Genomic DNA, 19,600 nt, shown 5'->3' with positions numbered 1-19,600 from the left:
TATGAATTATTGAATATTGGGAGCCTTACATGAGCGTAATCTTAATCACGCTAATTGTTGCCTTTTTGGGGTTTTATGCCGTTTTATCCCGCTTGAAATCGCGCAAGAAAAGCTTTAACTACCGCGTACTAAGTGCATTGGTCGGCGGTTTGTTATTTGGTGGTGCCATTCAACTGATATTGGGCACGGACGGTGAAATTAGCGCGCAATTTTCTGACCTGATTTCCATTTTCGGTAACGGCTACATCAAACTGCTACAAATGATAGTTATACCATTGGTATTTATTGCCATGACAGCCTCAATAATGAACGTTGAAGGTAATAGCGCATTATCAAAAATCGCTCCCAAGATTATTGGGGTATTGATTGTGACCGTTGCTATTTCTGCCGTGGTCGGTATTGCTAGTATTTATTTGTTTAATATCGATGCAAACAGCCTAGTCAATGTAATGGGGACAAATAATGCGATAGAAGCACGCAGTGACACGCTGCTATCAACCCAAGAGCTCATGTCGAATAACAGTTTGACTAGCTTGGTGTTGTCTATCATTCCAACCAACATTTTTGAGATGCTGACAGGCGTTGAAAGAACATCGACTCTGTCTACCGTGCTGTTTGGTATGTTCCTAGGTTTTAGCGTGCTTCAGGTAAGAAAGCGTAAACCAGAAAAAGTCCAAAGCTTTGTCGACTTCATCAATGCGACTAAAGAAGTCGTACTGTCGATGGTACGTGAGATTCTTAAGTTAACCCCTTATGGCGTCTTCGCTCTAATGACAAAGTTTATGATGACCAATGACTTATTTGCTTTGGCTGAAATGGGACGCTTCCTCATGGCAAGTTATGCAGCCATCGGGGTGATGTTCGCCATTCATCTTGCATTGGTTGCTTTATTTGGTTTATCACCAAAAATATTCGCGAAAAAAATCTGGCCAGTATTACTGTTCGGTTTTGGCTCACGCTCTAGTATGGCTGCCATCCCTCTTAACGTTGACACACAAACTCAGCGTTTAGGTGTGGATGAAGAGACCGCCAATATGTCTGCGACATTCGGCACCAGTATTGGCCAAAATGGTTGTGCCGGTATTTACCCTGCAATGCTCGCTATTATGGCAGCACAAGTTATGGGTATCACCGTTGACTTGAGCTTCATCCTACAGCTTGTTGCGGTGATCGCGATTGCTTCATTCGGCATCGCTGGCGTTGGTGGCGGTGCGACATTCGCAGCCGTAGCCGTCCTTACCATCATGGGATTAGATATCACGGTCGTCGCCATTTTAGTCTCTATCGAAGCCTTGATTGATATGGCACGTACAGCCCTGAATATTTCAGGTTCCATGTTATCAGGTGTGATTACCGCTAAGCGCAACGACTCTCTGGATGTCGAGCAATATAACGCTCAAGAAACATTATCTAACCAAGATAAACCCAACAATGAAATCGTCGCTTAATCTCACGTTACTTTGTTTCAATTAATCTAAAGGGCACCTAACTTGGTGCCCTATCAATAAGAAGTTATTACTATGAAAGTCGTTATTTTAGGTGGCAGTGCCGCAGGTATGAGCTTTGCCGCTAAATACAGAAGAAACCAACCAACAGATGACGTTATCGTCATTGAAAAACGCAGTTATCTCTCATTCGGCGCTTGTGGCTTACCGTATTTTGTTGGACAGAAGTTTGACGATACTGATCGTATGATTTCACGTACACCGCAACAAGCCATAGACTCAGGTATAGATGTTCGCGTAAAAACAGAGGTCATTGGCATCAACCCTGTCGAGCAAACTGTTACAACGTTACATAATGAAAAGCAGCAACAGCTTCATTACGATAAGCTGATCATCGCAACGGGCGCTAGCCCAATCGTACCCGACTTTACTGCTTACGCGGGTAACAGTGAGAAGATAGAGTACAACCCAAATCATGTTTACACGCTAACCAGCATGGAAGACGGCATTGCGGTAAAACAAGCATTGCAAAACACCGATAAACCGCGCATTACTATCATTGGAGCGGGTTTTATTGGATTAGAGATGTTCGATGCAGCCCATGATTTAGGTAAAGAGGTCATTCTCATTGAGCGTGAAGCGCACATAATGAGCCGACAATTTAGCCCAGAAATGATAGCAGACGTTGAGGCCTCGATTCGGGAAACGGGTACTCGCCTAATGACAGGTACGCAAGTTAATCACATCAGTGATAACGGAACGAATGGCTACATCATATCGACCACTAATAGCTCTGGAGGACGCAGTGATGAAATCGAAGCCGATATTGTAATTTTAGCCCTTGGTTTTAAACCCAATACTGCGATGTTTGATTTACCGAAAGCTGCCAATGGCGCACTTTTGGTTGATGAGTATGGTTCAACACCTACTGCGAACATTTATGCAGTTGGCGATTGTGCAACAGTTAACCACCTCGTGTTGAATAAACCCGTGTATCTACCTCTCGCAACTACTGCGAATAAACAAGCACGAATGATGGCAGATAAATTGGCAGGCAATGAGGTTTACCTCGATGGCTTTTTAGGTTCATCTTCTTTAAAGGTGCTGGACTTTGAACTGGCAAGTACTGGTGTATCTGAATGGCTTGCGAATCAACATCAAATGGTCGTCAAAACGTCAGTCATTAAAGATAAAAACCAAACCGATTATTATCCAGGGCAAGAAGATATAAAAATAAAACTGGTCTATCACCCTGAGTCTAAACGCTTATTAGGTGGGGAGATTGTGGGTAAGAAAGGTGCAGTAGGACGCCTTAATGCCCTAAGCGTAGCGATAACAGCCAAGATGACAACGCAGCAATTGGGCTACCTTGATTTTAGTTATGCCCCACCGTTCGCCAGAACATGGGATGCACTAAACGTGGCAGGCAATGTTGCAAAGTGAACCTTTAATACACTGATATTATTGCCAAACACACATCGCTGTTAATCCATTAAACACATACCAATGTAAGTCACATGTAGCTATTACATCGTATAAATAATGCTGTATGTGACTGATACATTGGTTACATGCATGGGTATATCAACACCTCTATCCTTATACCCATACTTTCTTAATCTCTAACTCCCTCTTCATGCCAATATTTCCACTTTTTTGGAAATTAATTCTATTTTGCTACGTCTTTTTCTTTATTAGTCCGTCTTAGTTGTATAAAACGAAAATGACTGGAGAACACCATGTTTCAAGTAACACCTACTCATGCACACATTACTGACAAATTCATTAAGCGCGATAGCCAAATGCTCAACCAAATTTACGGTGGCGACGATGTTGTACCGTATTGGATTGCAGATATGGATTTTCCAATTGCCTCACCAATTAGCAAGGCAATGCAGCAATTAGTCAGTCGTGAAACTTACTCATATGAGTTCGATTCAAAAACCGTTTTTCAATCAATTGCTGAGTGGAATAAAGAACGACACAACATCACCCTAAACCCTGATCACTTTGTTCAAGTGCCTGGTGTACTAAGTGCAATTGCATTATTAATCCGTGATTTCACACAAGAAGGCGATGGCGTATTGATTCAAACACCTGTCTACCATCAATTTCGCCGATTGATTGAATCAGCAGGTCGAAAAGCCGTGAATAACACACTCAAAATTGAAGGTGATCGTTATGTTATGGACTTTGAAGAATTCGAACAACAATTACAGAGCAGCAACGTAAAAATGGTGTTGCTATGTAACCCACATAACCCTGTTGGTCGTGTATGGACCAAAGAAGAGCTAGAACAACTGGTGGCGATTGCTGAAAAATATCAGACGATCATCATTAGTGATGAAGTACACGGTGATATTATTTTTGAGGGTTCAACCTTCACCAGTATGACGACATTAGACTATGACAACAGCCTAACCATTATTGGCTCTCCAGCTAAAAACTTCGGTCTGAATAGTATATCTAATGGGTATATCTACAGCGATAATCAGCTATTACGCGAAAAGATCAAAGCGACGTCAGCATCTATGTCTCTTGATCATGGTAATGCATTTACTACCTACTCTACGATTGCGGCTTACCAGCATGGTAAAGCGTGGTTTGATGCGTTCTTGAATTACACCCAAAACACCCGAAATTGGATTGTGAATTTTGTGGCGAATGAACTCCCACAAGTGAAGGCATTTGCCCCAGAAGGAACCAACCAGATTTGGTTTGATTTTTCTGGGCTAAATTTAGAAGCCTCTGATCTTAAATCATTACTGACTGAGCAAGCAAAAATGGCACTCACACCAGGTACATGGTTTGGTGAGCCGAATGAAAACTTCTATCGAATGAACTTCGCTTCACCGCTAGACCAGGTTCAAGCATCATTTGAATTACTTAAGTCCGCCATAAATGGCTCCAGCAACAACCAGTAATAATCCAAACAAGCACCATGTAGACACGATAAGCGGCCACATGGCCGCTTATCGTTAGATACTTCCCTTACTGAAGTAATGGAAGGTATACCCAATTAGTGAGTGAAAGAATATTCATGGCACAGACAATTACCAAAGGTATTATAGCCTTTAAAGAAGAAGCCTATCGCGTCGTTGAAGACTTATCGATAAAAGAAGCAAAGACATTATACACCGCGGCCTTTATATCAACGCCGAGTAATATACTCGGCCTCAGCTTGCAGTAATCAGCAAGAGCCAACATCTTCTATTTAGCCGGTATTACACACCAATCGCTGGAATGAAATAAACAATAACGCCCCACGCTGAAACCCAGCCGCCCACTAACATCATATCAAACCAATCTCGAGTCATTATTCTCTCCATTAGGCTATGCTTCTAATCGATATCAATTGTATTGAAATGAAACGAGCCCATCATAAAAACAATCTATTTCCTTATTGTTTATATTATCGTCAGATTCGAACGATACTTTAGGAAAAAACAAAAAAAACCGATCATAAATCGGCTTTTATTTATAACGGCTAAAAATTTGGTAATCCCAAAGGAATTACAGCAACGCTATTTATTCGCTAGGCGACGATGGAATTGCATCCACAAGGAATAAATTGTGCGAGTTCCGCTTTAGGAGCTGAAATTACTTGCTGGCTTTGAGCATAAGCCTCAAATGATTCTGCCATCGTTCGGTTTATCGCAATAGGTTCAACGTCATAATCAAGCAGTGCACCATAACCTTCTTTACCTGTTGCGGTATAACCCGAAGAAATTGATGAATAAACCTCATCGTCATCGATATCACACCAAGTCCCTACTTTTAATACTTGCAGCCCCTCTATGCGCTGACCTTTCTCTGCACAGCAACGATAGATATATCGCAAGTGTGAGGTATAAGGGAAACTACCGCTACCCGTTCCTTCTACCCCATTATCAATTGCATTATCAATCGCACCTTCAAGGGCTGCTCTTACTTGGCGACCTTTAACTTGATACACCATTAAACCAATGGCGAAAGGCAATAACCGTCCTGAAATATCCGCTGACGTAATTACGCCTTTATGTAACGATGCTCTAACACCACCCGCATTATGAATACCAAAATCAACCTCATAACCAAGTTGACGCCCTTGCCATACAAAGCTATCGACAACTAAAGGCGCTATTTGGCTTCCGCCTCTATGATCAGGAACTCGAATATGGCGAAGTGGTTCAGCAATTTCCGCGACATGTTGTGTTTGAAGTTTACGCACTGCAGGTCGGTAATCTTCATTCAGTAAATTTTCTATATGTGGGTCTTTAATGCAAAAACGAACATTCGGCTGTGAAAGCAAATACGCTTTAACGGCATCATGACTGGTGCTTTCAAGATGCTCATTACGGCTTGCATCTAATGTAAACTGGCGCCCTAACAGTAACTGATTGATTCCGCTTGCTTTAGCAATAGATCCATCAGCATTAAAATCAATTTGCAGCTGACCAAGTGCAAGTGCATTGCAACCAGCCTGTACAACACAAGTACCGGCAATCATTTGGCCATAAGAGTCCGTGACGCCGTAACCAATATTGCTAAAGTCTCCTTGCATTGTATGGGTATGGCCTCCAATAATTGCACCAATCCCATCAATCTGCGCAGCAAGTTCTAAATCACGTTCATAACCTAGGTGGCTTAAAACAATAACTTTATTGATACCCTTCGAATTTAATGCAGTCACAGTATTATTGGCAACATCAACAACATTCAAAAATGCAGTATCTGGATCAGGGTTTGCGATACCAGCCATGTTTTCAATTGCGAGCCCAAAGATCGCAACAGGTTCTCCAGCAACATCTTTCACTAGGTATTTTGCGTGCCCAGTTTTGTTATCAAAAGCGAGAACATTTTCTTTTGGCAATAACGGGTTGGGTTTAGTTTGGTGCTCTTTAGATAAGTCCCAGTTACCCGCTAATAATGGAAAATTAGCGAGATCCATGAAATCGGCAACCACATTGTTGCCCATATCTAATTCATGATTACCCAAGGCCATGGCATCAATACCGATAGCATTGAGTAAACGGGCGTTAGCCACGCCTTTATACAATGAAAAATACAAGGTTCCCTGAAAGCAGTCACCAGCATGAACAAACATAAATTCACGGTCATTTAAGTATGCTTGTCGTTTAACATCTTGCACCGCAGATGAAACACGCGAGAATCCACCACAACTGGAAAAAACCGATGTCTCTGAATTCAGTACCTCACGGGGTAGCGTTAGAGAAACAGACGACGGTTCAAAATGTGAATGTGTATCGTTAATGTGGGCTATCGTAATTTTCGCAGGGCGGTTAGTGCTCATAATCGTAATAATGTCTCCGTCTTATTCTCGGTACATCATATTACAGCATGATGCAAATCACATTGCTTATGTTACATCTCTTTCGTTTTAACTCTTTAAAGTGATAATTATCATTCTTTTTTTACGTATTATAGTTAGAAGCATGACAAAAACGTGTCAGAGCTAATCAATGATAAATTATATACTGCCAATATTTCTTGCCACACTGGTTGGCTACCTTACCCAACGAACGGGTTTATGCATGGTGAGAGGGGTACATGAACTTCTAGCAAAACGCCCTGCTTTCTTAATTACCATCTTATGTTGTGGCTTTTGGTATTGGTTAGTCACGCCCTTTTCTACCGATCAGCTTCTCGATTTGTCGATAGATCGCTACCAAATCAGTTTTCATTTTATCATTGGTGGATTCATGTTTGGCTTTGGTGCAGCCGTTAACAAAGGCTGTTCAATTTCAACGATATCGAAGCTTGCGAAGGGACATTATCATATGCTCTTAACCGTGATGGGTTGGCTCATTGGCTGGTTTGCTCTTACATCAATGTCACTGAATCTTGAATATAACAAAATTCAAGCAACTACATCGCCATCGTTACTTCACCTCGCCTTACTGTTGATTGTTGGCTTTATTTTATTCTATCGAGTTAACAGCGAAAAACGTCCACTGCTACTGGGTATTATCTTCTTTGGCATAACCGCAAGCATTCTCACTTACCTGGTGCCTAACTGGTCACCAAGCCAGCTGCTTAAGGACATATCTGCTGCAACACTTCATATGCAGGAAGGGAAATGGCCCTCTATTCAACGGTTCCTTATCATTACTGGGTTAATCGTTGGTATGGCAGCAGGAGCAAAGAAACGGCTTTCCATTGCGCAGTTTGAGTTCAGGATCAACCAGCTTATGACCCACTTTATTGCCGGTATTATCATGGGCGTTGGTGCATCACTCGCACTGGGAGGAAACGACTCTCAATTGCTTATTGCTCTACCCGCTATCTCACCAGCAGGGGCTATCGCCGTACTGTTTATTGTGCTCGGTATTGCTTCGGGAATGATGCTGAGAAAATGGTTAAACCGCGAGATTCCATCAAAATAAGCCGCAATGTAGCCTCTATTCATCTACATTGCAGCTTCATTGATACTTACTGATAGCGCCCATGACGCTGTAAGAATTCAATTTTGTAGCCATCAGGGTCAACAACAAAGAAGAACTTTGCTAATAACTGGCCATCGCGGAAGAATTCTTTAATTTCTGCAGGTTCATACCCTAGCTGCGTTAGCTTTTCATGCTCCTCTTCTAGCGCTTCGACAGCAACCGCAATATGGCCATAGCCTGTACCATGCGTATAAGGTTCTGCGCCTTCATTCCATGTAAGCTCTAGCTCCATGTCGTTTTCTTCATTACGAAGGTAAACAAGACTAAAACCATCAAAATCGAGACGTTCTGCAACATCTAAATCAAGCGCTTGCTTATAAAACAACAGTGACTTGTCTAAATCAAAAACACGAACCATTGTATGTATCATTTTAGCCATCGACATCTCCTGAATGTGGTTGTAACACGCGCTTTATCAACACGTTAACCTGCTTTTATTTTAGCGGGACTATAACAACTCAATCTGTGGGCAACAAGTGTTATATTTTTCTCTAACTATCTAATTTGTATTAAAGACTTTGCAAGAATGTGACCCTCTCTACCCCATATTTTTCCGTGGTCATGTAGGCTTATAAGTATCAGCTAGGTGCTAACAATTGGGTGCATCAACGATTGTTGGGGACACCTACTTTCTTATTACCTTACCTAGGCTGACCATCGAGGTACCTTATGCAATTGAAGCGTATTGAAATATCAGGGTTTCGAGGTATTAAACGTTTGTCCCTTTCATTTGATGAACTCACCGTACTCATCGGGGAAAATGCTTGGGGTAAATCCTCATTACTCGATGCGCTTGATATTGCACTCTCACCAAACGCTGAATTTTACACCTTCCATTTCTCTGATTTTCATGTCGATTACACTGCAGGTCATGAAAAAGTCAGCCACCTCAACATTATTTTGCATTTCAGTGAAGATTACCCAAGCGAGCACAAAGCTCGTCGTTATAAGGCTTTTACACCTATTTGGGTTAAGACGAAAGATGACTGTGAGTCATTATTTTATCAAATATCCAGTAGTGTCATTGGCGATAAAATTACAACCCTGCGGCAATTCCTTGATAATCACGGACAGCCTATAGCATGTGATGACAGCCTTAAACTCGCTCGTCAATTGATGGTACTTCACCCTATTGTGCGCATTCGCGATGCACGTCGGTTAAGAGAAGCGCCCGTTAAAGATAAAACGCTAAACGAAAATGATACTCGCCAAACTGATAATCAGCGTATTGAACGACGGCTGGATAATACATGCCGTCGTTTAATGACCCATCCAGGCCATGTTAGCCAAGCCGAGATAAAAAGTAGTGTTACTGCACTGCGTACATTGGTTGATCACTATTTTGCATTCACGCCTCACAACAGACGTAATGAATTTGAACGTCAACACTTTCCAGATAGAGCACAGTACTCGGTTAACCCCTTAGAGCAACTCACTCAACCCCAAATAACTAAACAGAGTCGGTTGTTACTCATGGGGCTACTTAATGCTTTTATAAGAGCCCGTGGCCCTGTCGAACTGAAACGCATTTCTCGTCCTATTTTGATCTTAGAGGATCCAGAGGGGCGATTACATCCAACTATTTTGCACCAAGCATGGACATTTATTTCAAAAATGCCGATGCAAAAGATCTTAACCAGTAACAGCCCTGATCTTTGTTCTATCGTTCCTTTATCATCTATTAAAAAGCTCATTAGAACCCCAAATAAGACAAAGGTCTTTTCAATAAAACCCAATCAATTAAGCAAAGATGAGCAGCGCCGTGTCACTTTTCATCTTCGTGTTCACCGACCTAGCGCTTTATTCTCTCGGGCATGGTTATTTGTAGAAGGTGAAACGGAAGTTTGGCTTTTCAATGAACTGGCAAGGATCTGCGGGTATAACCTTAATGCTGAAGGTGTACAGCTCATTGAGTTTGCACAAAGTGGGCTAAAGCCTTTAGTTAAAGTTGCCAAGAGTCTTGGCATTGAATGGCATGTGGTTACTGATGGAGATATGGCTGGAAGAAAATACGCGGAAACAGTGAAGAATATGCTGGGATCTGATGCTGAGAGACATCGTTTAACCGTATTACCCAAACGCGACATTGAACATTATCTTTATTTTAATGGCTTTGAGCCACTCTTCCGCCAGCTTGCTGCTATTCCAGATAGTTCACCATTAATCCCCAAAAAGATTATTCAGCGAGCACTAAAACGCCACGCAAAACCCGATGTTGCCCTTTCCATGGTAAAGTATGTTGAAGAAGAAAATGTCGATGAAATTCCCATATTACTCCGTTGGATTTTAAAACGGATGGTCGCAATGTCGCGCGGTGTTAGTTAATTGTCTGATCCCACTAAACCGCTCCTTTTGTACTACGTGTTTTTGCTGTTTTAAATACATCAATTGCCATAATCCGAGCAGCCTTGTGATCAATAATTGGCAATGGGTAATCAATTTGATCAGCACCCAACCATAAATGTGGCTGGTGGATGTATTTATCTGGGACATTTTTTAATTCATGCACCCATGTACGGATAAACTCTCCTTTTGGATCAAATCGTTCTCCTTGGGTTGTCGGATTAAATACACGAAAATAAGGTTGAGCGTCAGTACCCGTCGAAGCAGCCCATTGCCATCCACCGTTGTTTGATGCCAAATCACCATCTATCAGGTGAGACATGAACCATTGCTCACCAATTTGCCAATGCATCAGTAAGTCTTTGGTAAAAAAACTGGCTGTAATCATTCTTAATCGATTATGCATCCAACCGGTTGCAAGTAATTGACGCATAGCAGCATCAACGATTGGAAAGCCCGTTTTACCTTGCTGCCAAGCTTTTAGCCTGCGTTCTGAACTTACCCAAGGTACAGAGACCGTCCACGCTAGAAACGGTTGATTACGGCTGAGCTTGGGATAGGCAACAATTAAATGACGATAAAATTCTCGCCAAATAATTTCATTAAGCCAACAGAAAGCACCAGACTCAGCGTCATTTAAACAATCAGGGTATTCAGTAAGTACCGCCGCAATACATTGCCTAGGCGATAACATACCAAGGGCTAAATAAGGTGAAAGGCAGCTCGTTCCATCTAATGAGGGGATATCTCGATTATCTTTATATTCATTAATCTTCTCATAGCAAAACGTGTTTAACCTCTGCCTGATTGCGTCTTCATCGACAGGCCACAACATACTGTCCGCTTTTGGGTAGGTCACCGTCATGTGTTTAGTCTGAGCGATATCCGTACCCGTTCCGGTACCAAGAGGTAAAGCACCAGGTTTGGCTTTAGGCATTGTATTCTGCTGGCAAAATACATTAATCCATTCTCGCCTAAATGGTGTAAACACCTTGTACGCTTCGCTTTTTTTCGTTAAAACGCTTGAAGGCGGTAGAACACATGCATCATCAAACGATGAAAACTTTACTTTATTATTCTCTAATAACTGAGCCGCCTCATTATCACGTTGTTGTTCATTCCATTCATATTGTTTATTACAAAATACATGCTTGATGTTATATCTCTTTGTAACGTCTAATAAGGCTTCAGGCACCGCGTTATAGTCTGCGACTTCCACTAACTCAAATGCAATATTCAAGGTAGATAGCTGCTCTTTTAAAATACACAAACGACGATAAATTAAGTCAATTTGTATTGGAGCAACATTATGCTCATGCCACTGCATGGGTGTAGATATATACACCGCAATGAGTTGGTTGCAATGGGCTCTTGCAGCAATCAGTGCTGTGTTATCAATAATACGTAGGTCGGCTCTTAACCATAACAACCCTGTATGCTCGTGCATAACATAGCCTCGTCATTTGGTATTCATGTGCTTTCGTTAATGGGAGTTTAAACATCAATTCATGACATGTTTTATTATACGCTGATTATTTATATTTCCCTTCTGATAGGTGAGGATGTATAGAGTTAATACTTCCAGTACAATAGACAATACACTCCACCTCATATATTAAGTGAATTAGCTGCTCTTGGTCATAACGACTTAATTTATTATCGCCGTCTATATAAAGTGTTTTTACTTGCAATTCTTTCATCATTACAATTAATGGTGATAGCTTCCCAGACAAGTTCGTTAATAACGTCACACTGTAACCAATCTCGGTTAATGTCATCATTTGCAACCAAACGCGATAACTTGGTATCACATCAAAGCTTATCAACACACAAGGTTTATTATTTCTTCTGCGTGATTTTACGACTTGAAAAAGGCACCGTTCACTTAACACATTTCGCCAAAGCGACGTTTGAATAGCAGAAAGTGGGTTATCACTTGAGTTTATAACCCCATTTACCCTTGCTGCTATCTGCTTATCAAACACATCAAGGGGGTATTCTTTCATTAATTGAGTTAATTGCTTATCAAGCGTTCTCGCATTCACATTTGCGAGAGCATCAAGAAGTTGCTCTACTGCCTTGCGAATATCATTTTCTGTTTCAATACTCGCGTCTTCTATCACAGACAGAGAAGCAGTCTCGAGCAATGGCCTCACTTTCCCGATTGCCACTCCTTTTTCTAACCATCCTAATATACTCTGAATTTTTTCAATATCAGCTTGGCTATATAAACGATGCCCTTTTTCAGTTCGCGCGGGGTTAAGTAATCCATAACGTCTTTGCCATGCACGTAATGTGACTGAATTTACACCCGTAATATCTGATACTTCTTTTATGGTAAACATACCGTTACTACAGCCCATAACGTAATTTCAATTCTTCAGGATAAGGGTCGATAAACATTTGTAATTGCAAATATGGGTCTGGAAATTCCCGTAAGTAGTGTTTAATCATCATTAACGGCACAAGTATTGGCTGATGGCCATCTTTATAGCTCATAATGAGTGCGGATAACTCTTGTTTTTGTTCTTTTGTTAATGAGTTCTTAAAGTAACCTTGAAGGTGCATGAGTACATTTGTTTTATTATTCCGACTGGCTCTTTTTTTAATCGCATCCATAAACTGTTGACGATATTCTATATAAAAAGAATCTAAATCATATTCTTTAATCTTTGCTACCAATGGACCCATACTTTTATAGGCTTTAGGGCTATGCGCCATTAGTACCAATTTATAACGAGAGTGAAACTTTACAAAAGCATCATATGACAAATTATCACGTACACTTTTATAAAAATCATTTAGTGCAAAAATACGAAATACAAAGTTTTCTCTTAAAACTGGGTCTTGTAAACGTCCGTCTTCTTCAATAGGTAACCATGGCATTCTTTCCATGAGTTCTTTCGTGTATATGCCAACACTTCCGCCTGGCACGGTATTACCGTTTGGCACATAGAGTTTCACTCGCTCCATACCACAAGTTGGAGACTTTGCGCATACAACATAACCTCTGAGTTCATCAAACTGTGAAATTTGCTTGTGAGCGAAGGTCTTCATTTTCGTGGTGTAGTCAATTTCCTGAGTCTTACTATCAACGAGGCGTTCATCACCTTCGGTAACTTGCTGTAAGCGAATAGCAGATCGAGGAATGCTCATTCCAATACCCACTTCAGGGCACACTGGCTTAAACTTTACGTATTTTGATAACTCATCGACCACAAATCGATTTTGTTTATGTCCGCCATCAAAACGGACTTTTTCACCGATGACACAAGCGCTAATTCCTACAAGCATTTCCATAACTCACCAGCCTTGTACAAAACTTACCTCTTGTACAACTAAAGTTAGTTCGATGTAGGGTGTTGTACAAGTTTTATTTTTGTACAACTACATTTATTGATTTAAAACATATAGTTAAAATACATACTTATATAGCGAGTAAAAATACTGATACATTATTGATCAAAGCACTCCTCATTTATCCAATGAAGGTACTCGCTGTAACCCGCGGTTATTGGAAGCTGAATAATTTGTGGGGTTTCATAATCATGGTTATTGATAATGTCCGCTTCAACGGCTTTGTAATGCGCTTTCGTCGTTTTAATAATTGCCAAACGTTCCTGATCTTTATTCACTTTCCCTTGCCAATGGTAGTAACTTTCTATTGATTGAACTTGAACGCAGGCAGCTAAGCGTTTTTCAATCAAAGAATGAATGATCTTTTCACCATTTTGTTCATCTGCAAACGTTGTAAGGACTACACAATATTCTGTCGACATGCCGAATTTCTCTAATAAAAACAATCATAATTATACACTCATAGCATCGAGCCCATCCGCTAAAATGAAGAAAGAGAACACTTGGATCTCTTTCTTTTATCATTATCAGGCTCTAATTCTCGCCATATATAAGCACATCACTCATTAAAAACGCTTATGGGCACTTCGAAACCATTAATTGTTCAGGCAAACCATTGTCGTTGAACTTCAAACTCCAGACATATTGCCCTGCTTCTGGGAGTGTCACTGCGGTATCTTTACCGTAACCACCCGACTTCAACGTGGTTTTGACTCCAGGTTTGAGCTCTAAACCATCTGCGGTGTATTGTGGTGACCAGTCACGACTTGCGTATTGCATGCGATATGCACCTACTTTTTCATCGACAACAACCTGATAGGTGTTGTCCCCTTTGTATTCATACGCTCTTTGGGGTTTATGACTCCAACCTGCATCCGCAAAGTCACCAACCACATACAATGTCTTCTCAATCGGCCCAGCTTGCTCAACCGTTGGATTATCACACTGCGCCATGAAACCTTCGCCTGATAGCGAAACAGCTGCCGCAACGTTTAATTTCACACCGTCAGCAGATGGTGCTTCAATTTGCAAGAAGCGTGCTTCAAATGCCGTTAACGGGATATAGTAGTTACCGTCTTGCGGTATAAATCGCTCTCCCGACTGTAAATCAATTAACGCACCGTCCGAGCCCGCACCGGCGGCATTGATCACAACAATATCAGCGCGAGAAGTGGTGCTTACCATATAAAGCAAAGCTTCATTAACACCCTGCTTGTGATCGACATAGGCATTATCATTAGCAACAACATTGGTTCGTACGCCTGATGATAACGCTGGGTGAGCCGCTCTTAACGCCATGAGTTCCGAAACATACTGTCTAAGTTCAGCTTGGTGCCTACCAAGTGACACTGTCATGCCATCAATTTTTGCGCTGGTGCGTGCGACATGATCGTCACAAAGACCTTTAACGGCACAGTTTTCTTCTACTTTCGCAGCATAACCATCTACTTGATCACCAATCTCTTCGCCGTAATATAACGTGATTGGGCCGGTATATGCGGCTTGAAATGACAGTGCGGCTTTATGGCGCAACCAATATTCAGCGTCATCTGGCGATGCAATATCACCTCGCTGTAACAAATCCCCTAATCGCACTAAGTCATGATTACCTAGCATCAAATTAGGTTTCGCATGATCAGGATACAGGCTATGTAAATTCATTCCGTCATTGAGCCAAGCGCCACCTTTATTGCCTACACTACTTTCATTAACGGCAAAGGTTTCAACCACACGGTATCGCACAGGAAAATCAAATGCAGAACACAATGCAGGGTTATCTTGTTCACCATAACCTGTTTCTGTAATGTAGTTTTCATTATTCCAAATCTCGGCCACCATGTAGCCAAGAGGATTAACGTTTTCGCCATTGTTGTTAACGTAAGTCACTGAGCGAGAAGCCTCATCAACACTTTGACGTATCGATTTCCATGCATCTGTCGGTACTTGATAGGCTTGGTCTAAACGCCAACCATCAATTTTCAGCTCTTTAATCCAATACGTTGCGACTTCTTGGTAAAACTCTAGGCTTTCAGGATAACTAACGGGGTTACTCTCACCGACTGGCAAACGGCCTTCTGGTGATGGCACTACATTGTCTTTATGATGACCAAATACACCGTCAAAGAATACGTAAAGACCTTTCGCATGTGCTTTTTCAACAAGTTCTTTGGTTTGTTCCATAGTGCCAAAACGAGGGTCAACCGCAAAATAATCACTGGCAAAGTAACCTGTTGCATCAAGGCGATCGGCCCAGTGGTCTTGTCCTTCGACTGGAATAGAATAGAAAATAGGTGTCAGCCAAATCGCATTCACGCCAAGAGATTCAATGTAATCAAGTGAGTCTATAATACCCTGTAAGTCACCTTTATGATGGCTGGTGCCGTAACCCGTACCATGACCAATACTTGAATCGCCATCGACAAAACTTTCTACCATTATTTGATAGATTCTCAAATCATCTGATTGAGACATTAGCTGGGTATCACAGAGGTATGGTTCTGACTTATCAGTATTGGTAATATCTGTGCTTGAACAAGCGGTTAGCGAAGCTACTATTGCCAATGCTAGACACGTTTTTAGATTCCGTTTCACTACGATAATCTCCTTGATTAATCTTGTTTTTATATGAGGTTCCATAACGGTTATTCATTATTCACAACAAGATAACACCTGAGACCATCCCCTGCTGTTGGAAGCAAGGCGTAGGCAAGGGGCGTAGAACAAAGTTATTATTCAGACGGGAATTTCATGAGCCGTTCACGATAATCCATGTATGCAAAGTGAGATCGCTAGCAATAAAACGTCGCTGTGTAGCAAAATACTGCCACCCAATCTGTTATTAAGTTCATGTTTCACTGAGTAACTAACAACAAACATTATGTTTGTGATACGAGGTGCATTTTCATCAATTCATGGCTTCGTTGAGCTATGTAAGCAAACTTCGGCTATTTATTGCCGAAGTTTGCTAATGCACTTAACGCTGCTTCCGCTTTATTTACAGGCACAAATACATGATCGTGATAATAGGCTGCAATGACATTTGCACTTATAGACAATTCCGCTAACCGCCCTGCAACTGCAGCTGTTAATCCAACGGCTTCTAAACTTGAATGAACTGTTAGGGTTATACATTTAAATACACCTTCATACTCAAGCTTTTCAGTGTCTGCTATACGCTTCTCAATCACCATGGTTAAGCCTTCTGACTCCATAAATGTTGCTAGGGGCTTAAGTGATAATAACGAACCAAATTCAACTGAGATTTCATTTTCAATATGTTGAGTACAAAAAACAAAATCGCCATCCATCAAAATTGGTGACATATTTTCTAGTAAAACATCTAGATCAGTTATCCCAGTCATTTATCGCTTCCTTAATCATTTCATTGTTATAACTGATTAGTTAATCAGCACTCAGCTTAACTATGGTAGATGCTAATCCATTATTTTTACTACATCACGCTTTCACACTGTTACAATAGTCGCATTATACCAATGAGTATTTGAGGTTAGAGTAATGCAACACGAAGAGTTTGAAACGCTAGTTAAAGCACTGTGTGAAAAAGAAAACTTGCCACAAGCGCTTGAAGCGCTGAAGGCTTGTGAAGATACTGAAGTCTCAGAAGCAGCAGTGTCTCTTACTGGTCAGTTTCAGTTAGCTGAAATTGACGGCGAAAAACGTATTTATCATGTATCAGTACATGAGAACGACGAAGGTCAAGAAGAAGAATACGTTGAATGGGTTATGAACGATGGTGATGACATCATTAAGTTTGTTGCTTGGTTCTTCTTTGCCATGTTTGAAATGAAGCAAAAAGATGTATACCAAGTTGCGGGCCGAACTTACCAGCAGCCTAAGCGAAAATAATCTTGATGCCGGCATTCAATGCCGGCAACTTTTTGTTTTTTGAATTTTCGCCTCATAGCCTTTCACATATTCTCACAATAAACCTCAACGCATTCATCACAACTCAATTACAATAGCCACGATAACGTCTGACTATCCAGACATAGATGTCGACTATTTAGAGGATCTGATGTTTAAGCATTTTTTTATTCTTTTCATTACCCTACTGTCATTACAGGTTAGTGCAACCCCAACTAAGCAATTTGATGTGGTAACGCTAGGCTCTCGTGGTGGTATACAAGACGGTAACCTCACGGCTTTTCTGGTCAAAGCATCTCAAGATCAACATTACGTTACGATGGATGCTGGTACACTGGTCAATGGGATCAAAATTGCTACTGAAAAAGGGGCTTTTGATCATATTACCGTACCTGAAGACTCGCCCTATAATACTGTCGGATATGTACTAAAAGAACGTATAAAAGGCTATTTCATATCCCATGCACATTTAGATCACGTTGCAGGAATGATTATTGCCTCACCAGATGATAGCTCCAAGGTAATCTACAGTCTCCCTTCTGTGAATTCAGCTCTCTCAAGTACTTATTTCAATTGGGTTTCATGGCCAAATTTCACTGACCGAGGCGACGGTTTCAAGTTAAAAAAATTCCAAATGAACGACCTTACTCCACTAGAGTGGCAAGACATAAAGTCAACATCGCTAAAGGTCAAAACTTTCCCACTCAGCCATTCCGGTGTTGAATCCACAGCATTCCTGTTAGATAACAATGGTACTGCCTTTGTATATTTCGGTGATACTGGCCCGGATGACGTTGAGCAAAGTAAAGCAATAAACACGGTCTGGAAATCATTAGTGCCTTATATCAAGGAAGATAAACTGTCTGGAATTGTCATTGAAGTCTCTTTTACCAATGGTGTTGAAGACCAATTTTTATTCGGGCACCTGACCCCTGATTGGCTAATGCACGAACTGAGAAAACTCGAGCATTTAGCTGGAGGAAAAGGATCACTGCAAGACTTGAATATTATTATTAGTCACATCAAGTACAGTCTGAAAAAAGGCGAAGATCCTAAAACCGTCATAAAGAAACAATTAGAGGCACAAAATGATTTGGGCGTAACCTTTTTGTTCCCATCTCAAGGTGACAGTCTTTCATTATAGGGAGATCAAATACCCAAGTTACTCCAAGTAGCTTGGGTATAAGGCTTATTTTAATAACCTAATCTCTTTCTATATTCTCTTGGTGAACAACCGTGATATTGCCTAAACCGGTGAGTAAAGTTAAACGGGTCTGCGTAGCCTAATCGCTGCGCAACCATCCCTATTGACCACTCTCTGTAATGCAGTAAGTCGACAGCTTTTTCCATTCGTAATGTAATTAAGCGTTGTTGCGTTGAACATTGATAAAGTTTCTTTGTAATTCGGTTTACCTGCTCAGTACTCAAATAACACTTCTCTGCGATACCCTTTACGGTCCAGTTATGTTGCAGCTGAGACTCTATTTCATTAAACACGCTTTGAACACGTAATACCGAATTCGACGGAGCCAGTGTAGTTGTGCCAAGCAACAACCTTGATAACTCACTTGCAAACAGTTTTCGATAGCTTGAACGACCACCTATCTCACTGTGCAATAAATTCATAACTGACCACACCTGCTCACTTAATTGGGTAAACTCTACACGTTGACCATTCGCGGCAAACGGATGCCATTTCTCTGTTTTTTCAAGTAATACCCATGCCATCTTCCAATGGCCATTAGGCTCTGATAACTCAAATCGAAATGGTAACCCAGCAGGAAGAATCGTCAGTGTGTTAGGTAATAACTGGTACTCCATATCCTCAGTGGTAAGTGACCCTTTCCCTTCCAGAGAAAACAGCAATGTATGTAAAGTCGTACACTCTCGTTCAATTTCATAACCATCAGATAATTCAGCTAATCCTGCCATGAAAAACTCATTATCAGTTAACTCAGGTAAGTCGGATTGCATTAAAAAGCGCTCTTTACACGCTTCAGATAAATACACCTTTTCTGCCCAATGGGTTTTCTTCTGATCCAAGCGCTTTTCAAGGGTGACAGATTCACACAGGTTTTGTGGTTTTTCTAACATGTCGCTTACGTCCCTGCTCTTATATATTTG

General features: G+C 41.1%; 17 protein-coding genes. 8 read left to right on the top strand and 9 right to left on the bottom strand.

The window, feature by feature from the left end:
* Positions 1–29: 29 nt before the first annotated feature.
* The 4 genes from L4D78_RS14810 to L4D78_RS14795 all read left to right on the top strand — a co-directional run bounded on the left by L4D78_RS14810 (position 30) and on the right by L4D78_RS14795 (position 4,635).
* Positions 30–1,448 (top strand): cation:dicarboxylate symporter family transporter, encoded by a 1,419-nt coding sequence (locus L4D78_RS14810; RefSeq protein ID WP_428467638.1) that lies wholly within the window; start codon positions 30–32, stop codon positions 1,446–1,448.
* A gap of 72 nt (positions 1,449–1,520) precedes the next feature.
* Positions 1,521–2,888: a CoA-disulfide reductase gene (locus tag L4D78_RS14805; protein ID WP_428467637.1), complete on the top strand. Its 1,368-nt coding sequence runs from the start codon at positions 1,521–1,523 to the stop codon at positions 2,886–2,888.
* A gap of 296 nt (positions 2,889–3,184) precedes the next feature.
* The gene (locus tag L4D78_RS14800) at positions 3,185–4,369 is read left to right on the top strand and encodes a MalY/PatB family protein (RefSeq protein ID WP_428467636.1); all 1,185 of its coding nucleotides are present in this window, start codon (positions 3,185–3,187) and stop codon (positions 4,367–4,369) included.
* A 116-nt stretch (positions 4,370–4,485) separates the two neighbouring features.
* Positions 4,486–4,635, top strand: coding sequence for a hypothetical protein (locus L4D78_RS14795; RefSeq protein WP_428467635.1), 150 nt, complete (start codon positions 4,486–4,488; stop codon positions 4,633–4,635).
* A gap of 345 nt (positions 4,636–4,980) precedes the next feature.
* On the opposite strand, the gene L4D78_RS14790 is transcribed toward L4D78_RS14795, so the two are convergent.
* The gene (locus L4D78_RS14790; RefSeq protein ID WP_428467634.1) at positions 4,981–6,738 is read right to left on the bottom strand and encodes a bifunctional metallophosphatase/5'-nucleotidase; all 1,758 of its coding nucleotides are present in this window, start codon (positions 6,736–6,738) and stop codon (positions 4,981–4,983) included.
* Between the two features lie 169 nt (positions 6,739–6,907).
* Between L4D78_RS14790 and L4D78_RS14785 the strand changes: the two genes are divergently transcribed.
* Entirely contained in the window at positions 6,908–7,831 is a 924-nt protein-coding gene (locus L4D78_RS14785; RefSeq protein ID WP_428467633.1) for a YeeE/YedE thiosulfate transporter family protein, read from the top strand.
* A gap of 46 nt (positions 7,832–7,877) precedes the next feature.
* Here L4D78_RS14785 and L4D78_RS14780 read toward each other — a convergent pair whose 3' ends face one another.
* Positions 7,878–8,270, bottom strand: a complete 393-nt coding sequence (locus tag L4D78_RS14780) for a VOC family protein (protein WP_428467632.1) — start codon at positions 8,268–8,270, stop codon at positions 7,878–7,880.
* 290 nt (positions 8,271–8,560) lie between these two features.
* On the opposite strand from L4D78_RS14780, the gene L4D78_RS14775 reads away from it, so the two are divergent.
* Positions 8,561–10,216 carry an ATP-dependent endonuclease gene (locus L4D78_RS14775; protein WP_428467631.1) on the top strand — a complete coding sequence of 552 codons (1,656 nt, stop codon included), beginning with the start codon at positions 8,561–8,563 and terminating at the stop codon, positions 10,214–10,216.
* Between the two features lie 13 nt (positions 10,217–10,229).
* Here L4D78_RS14775 and phrB read toward each other — a convergent pair whose 3' ends face one another.
* The 6 genes from phrB to L4D78_RS14745 form a co-directional block, all read right to left on the bottom strand.
* Complete coding sequence (gene phrB, locus L4D78_RS14770; RefSeq protein ID WP_428467630.1) at positions 10,230–11,681, bottom strand: deoxyribodipyrimidine photo-lyase; 1,452 nt, start codon at positions 11,679–11,681, stop codon at positions 10,230–10,232.
* A gap of 85 nt (positions 11,682–11,766) precedes the next feature.
* A complete protein-coding gene (locus tag L4D78_RS14765; protein WP_428467629.1) occupies positions 11,767–12,579 on the bottom strand; it encodes a MerR family transcriptional regulator in 813 nt (270 codons plus the stop codon).
* A gap of 7 nt (positions 12,580–12,586) precedes the next feature.
* Positions 12,587–13,534 carry a YbgA family protein gene (locus tag L4D78_RS14760; protein WP_428467628.1) on the bottom strand — a complete coding sequence of 316 codons (948 nt, stop codon included), beginning with the start codon at positions 13,532–13,534 and terminating at the stop codon, positions 12,587–12,589.
* Between the two features lie 155 nt (positions 13,535–13,689).
* Positions 13,690–14,013, bottom strand: coding sequence for a divalent-cation tolerance protein CutA (cutA, locus tag L4D78_RS14755; RefSeq protein ID WP_428467627.1), 324 nt, complete (start codon positions 14,011–14,013; stop codon positions 13,690–13,692).
* Positions 14,014–14,167: 154 nt separating this feature from the next.
* Complete coding sequence (locus L4D78_RS14750; RefSeq protein WP_428467626.1) at positions 14,168–16,228, bottom strand: alpha-amylase family glycosyl hydrolase; 2,061 nt, start codon at positions 16,226–16,228, stop codon at positions 14,168–14,170.
* Positions 16,229–16,536: 308 nt separating this feature from the next.
* The gene (locus tag L4D78_RS14745) at positions 16,537–16,953 is read right to left on the bottom strand and encodes an ACT domain-containing protein (protein WP_428467625.1); all 417 of its coding nucleotides are present in this window, start codon (positions 16,951–16,953) and stop codon (positions 16,537–16,539) included.
* A gap of 154 nt (positions 16,954–17,107) precedes the next feature.
* Here L4D78_RS14745 and L4D78_RS14740 point away from each other — a divergent pair, with 154 nt between their 5' ends.
* Both L4D78_RS14740 and L4D78_RS14735 read left to right on the top strand, forming a co-directional pair.
* Complete coding sequence (locus tag L4D78_RS14740; protein WP_428467624.1) at positions 17,108–17,458, top strand: hypothetical protein; 351 nt, start codon at positions 17,108–17,110, stop codon at positions 17,456–17,458.
* A gap of 169 nt (positions 17,459–17,627) precedes the next feature.
* Positions 17,628–18,620, top strand: coding sequence for an MBL fold metallo-hydrolase (locus tag L4D78_RS14735; RefSeq protein WP_428467623.1), 993 nt, complete (start codon positions 17,628–17,630; stop codon positions 18,618–18,620).
* A 50-nt stretch (positions 18,621–18,670) separates the two neighbouring features.
* Here L4D78_RS14735 and L4D78_RS14730 read toward each other — a convergent pair whose 3' ends face one another.
* Positions 18,671–19,570: an AraC family transcriptional regulator gene (locus L4D78_RS14730; RefSeq protein WP_428467622.1), complete on the bottom strand. Its 900-nt coding sequence runs from the start codon at positions 19,568–19,570 to the stop codon at positions 18,671–18,673.
* Positions 19,571–19,600 lie beyond the last annotated feature (30 nt).

It is taken from the genome of Photobacterium minamisatsumaniensis (genome assembly GCF_050336695.1).
In the GTDB taxonomy this organism is placed as follows: Bacteria; Pseudomonadota; Gammaproteobacteria; order Enterobacterales; family Vibrionaceae; genus Photobacterium; species Photobacterium minamisatsumaniensis.
This window is presented reverse-complemented; position numbering and strand designations above follow the sequence as displayed.

Coding starts and splice junctions, on each gene's coding strand:
- L4D78_RS14810 (WP_428467638.1), top strand. CDS start 30: ATGAGCGTAATCTTAATCACGCTAATTGTTGCCTTTTTGGGGTTTTAT.
- L4D78_RS14805 (WP_428467637.1), top strand. CDS start 1,521: ATGAAAGTCGTTATTTTAGGTGGCAGTGCCGCAGGTATGAGCTTTGCC.
- L4D78_RS14800 (WP_428467636.1), top strand. CDS start 3,185: ATGTTTCAAGTAACACCTACTCATGCACACATTACTGACAAATTCATT.
- L4D78_RS14795 (WP_428467635.1), top strand. CDS start 4,486: ATGGCACAGACAATTACCAAAGGTATTATAGCCTTTAAAGAAGAAGCC.
- L4D78_RS14790 (WP_428467634.1), bottom strand. CDS start 6,738: ATGAGCACTAACCGCCCTGCGAAAATTACGATAGCCCACATTAACGAT.
- L4D78_RS14785 (WP_428467633.1), top strand. CDS start 6,908: ATGATAAATTATATACTGCCAATATTTCTTGCCACACTGGTTGGCTAC.
- L4D78_RS14780 (WP_428467632.1), bottom strand. CDS start 8,270: ATGGCTAAAATGATACATACAATGGTTCGTGTTTTTGATTTAGACAAG.
- L4D78_RS14775 (WP_428467631.1), top strand. CDS start 8,561: ATGCAATTGAAGCGTATTGAAATATCAGGGTTTCGAGGTATTAAACGT.
- phrB (WP_428467630.1), bottom strand. CDS start 11,681: ATGCACGAGCATACAGGGTTGTTATGGTTAAGAGCCGACCTACGTATT.
- L4D78_RS14765 (WP_428467629.1), bottom strand. CDS start 12,579: ATGTTTACCATAAAAGAAGTATCAGATATTACGGGTGTAAATTCAGTC.
- L4D78_RS14760 (WP_428467628.1), bottom strand. CDS start 13,534: ATGGAAATGCTTGTAGGAATTAGCGCTTGTGTCATCGGTGAAAAAGTC.
- cutA (WP_428467627.1), bottom strand. CDS start 14,013: ATGTCGACAGAATATTGTGTAGTCCTTACAACGTTTGCAGATGAACAA.
- L4D78_RS14750 (WP_428467626.1), bottom strand. CDS start 16,228: ATGGAACCTCATATAAAAACAAGATTAATCAAGGAGATTATCGTAGTG.
- L4D78_RS14745 (WP_428467625.1), bottom strand. CDS start 16,953: ATGACTGGGATAACTGATCTAGATGTTTTACTAGAAAATATGTCACCA.
- L4D78_RS14740 (WP_428467624.1), top strand. CDS start 17,108: ATGCAACACGAAGAGTTTGAAACGCTAGTTAAAGCACTGTGTGAAAAA.
- L4D78_RS14735 (WP_428467623.1), top strand. CDS start 17,628: ATGTTTAAGCATTTTTTTATTCTTTTCATTACCCTACTGTCATTACAG.
- L4D78_RS14730 (WP_428467622.1), bottom strand. CDS start 19,570: ATGTTAGAAAAACCACAAAACCTGTGTGAATCTGTCACCCTTGAAAAG.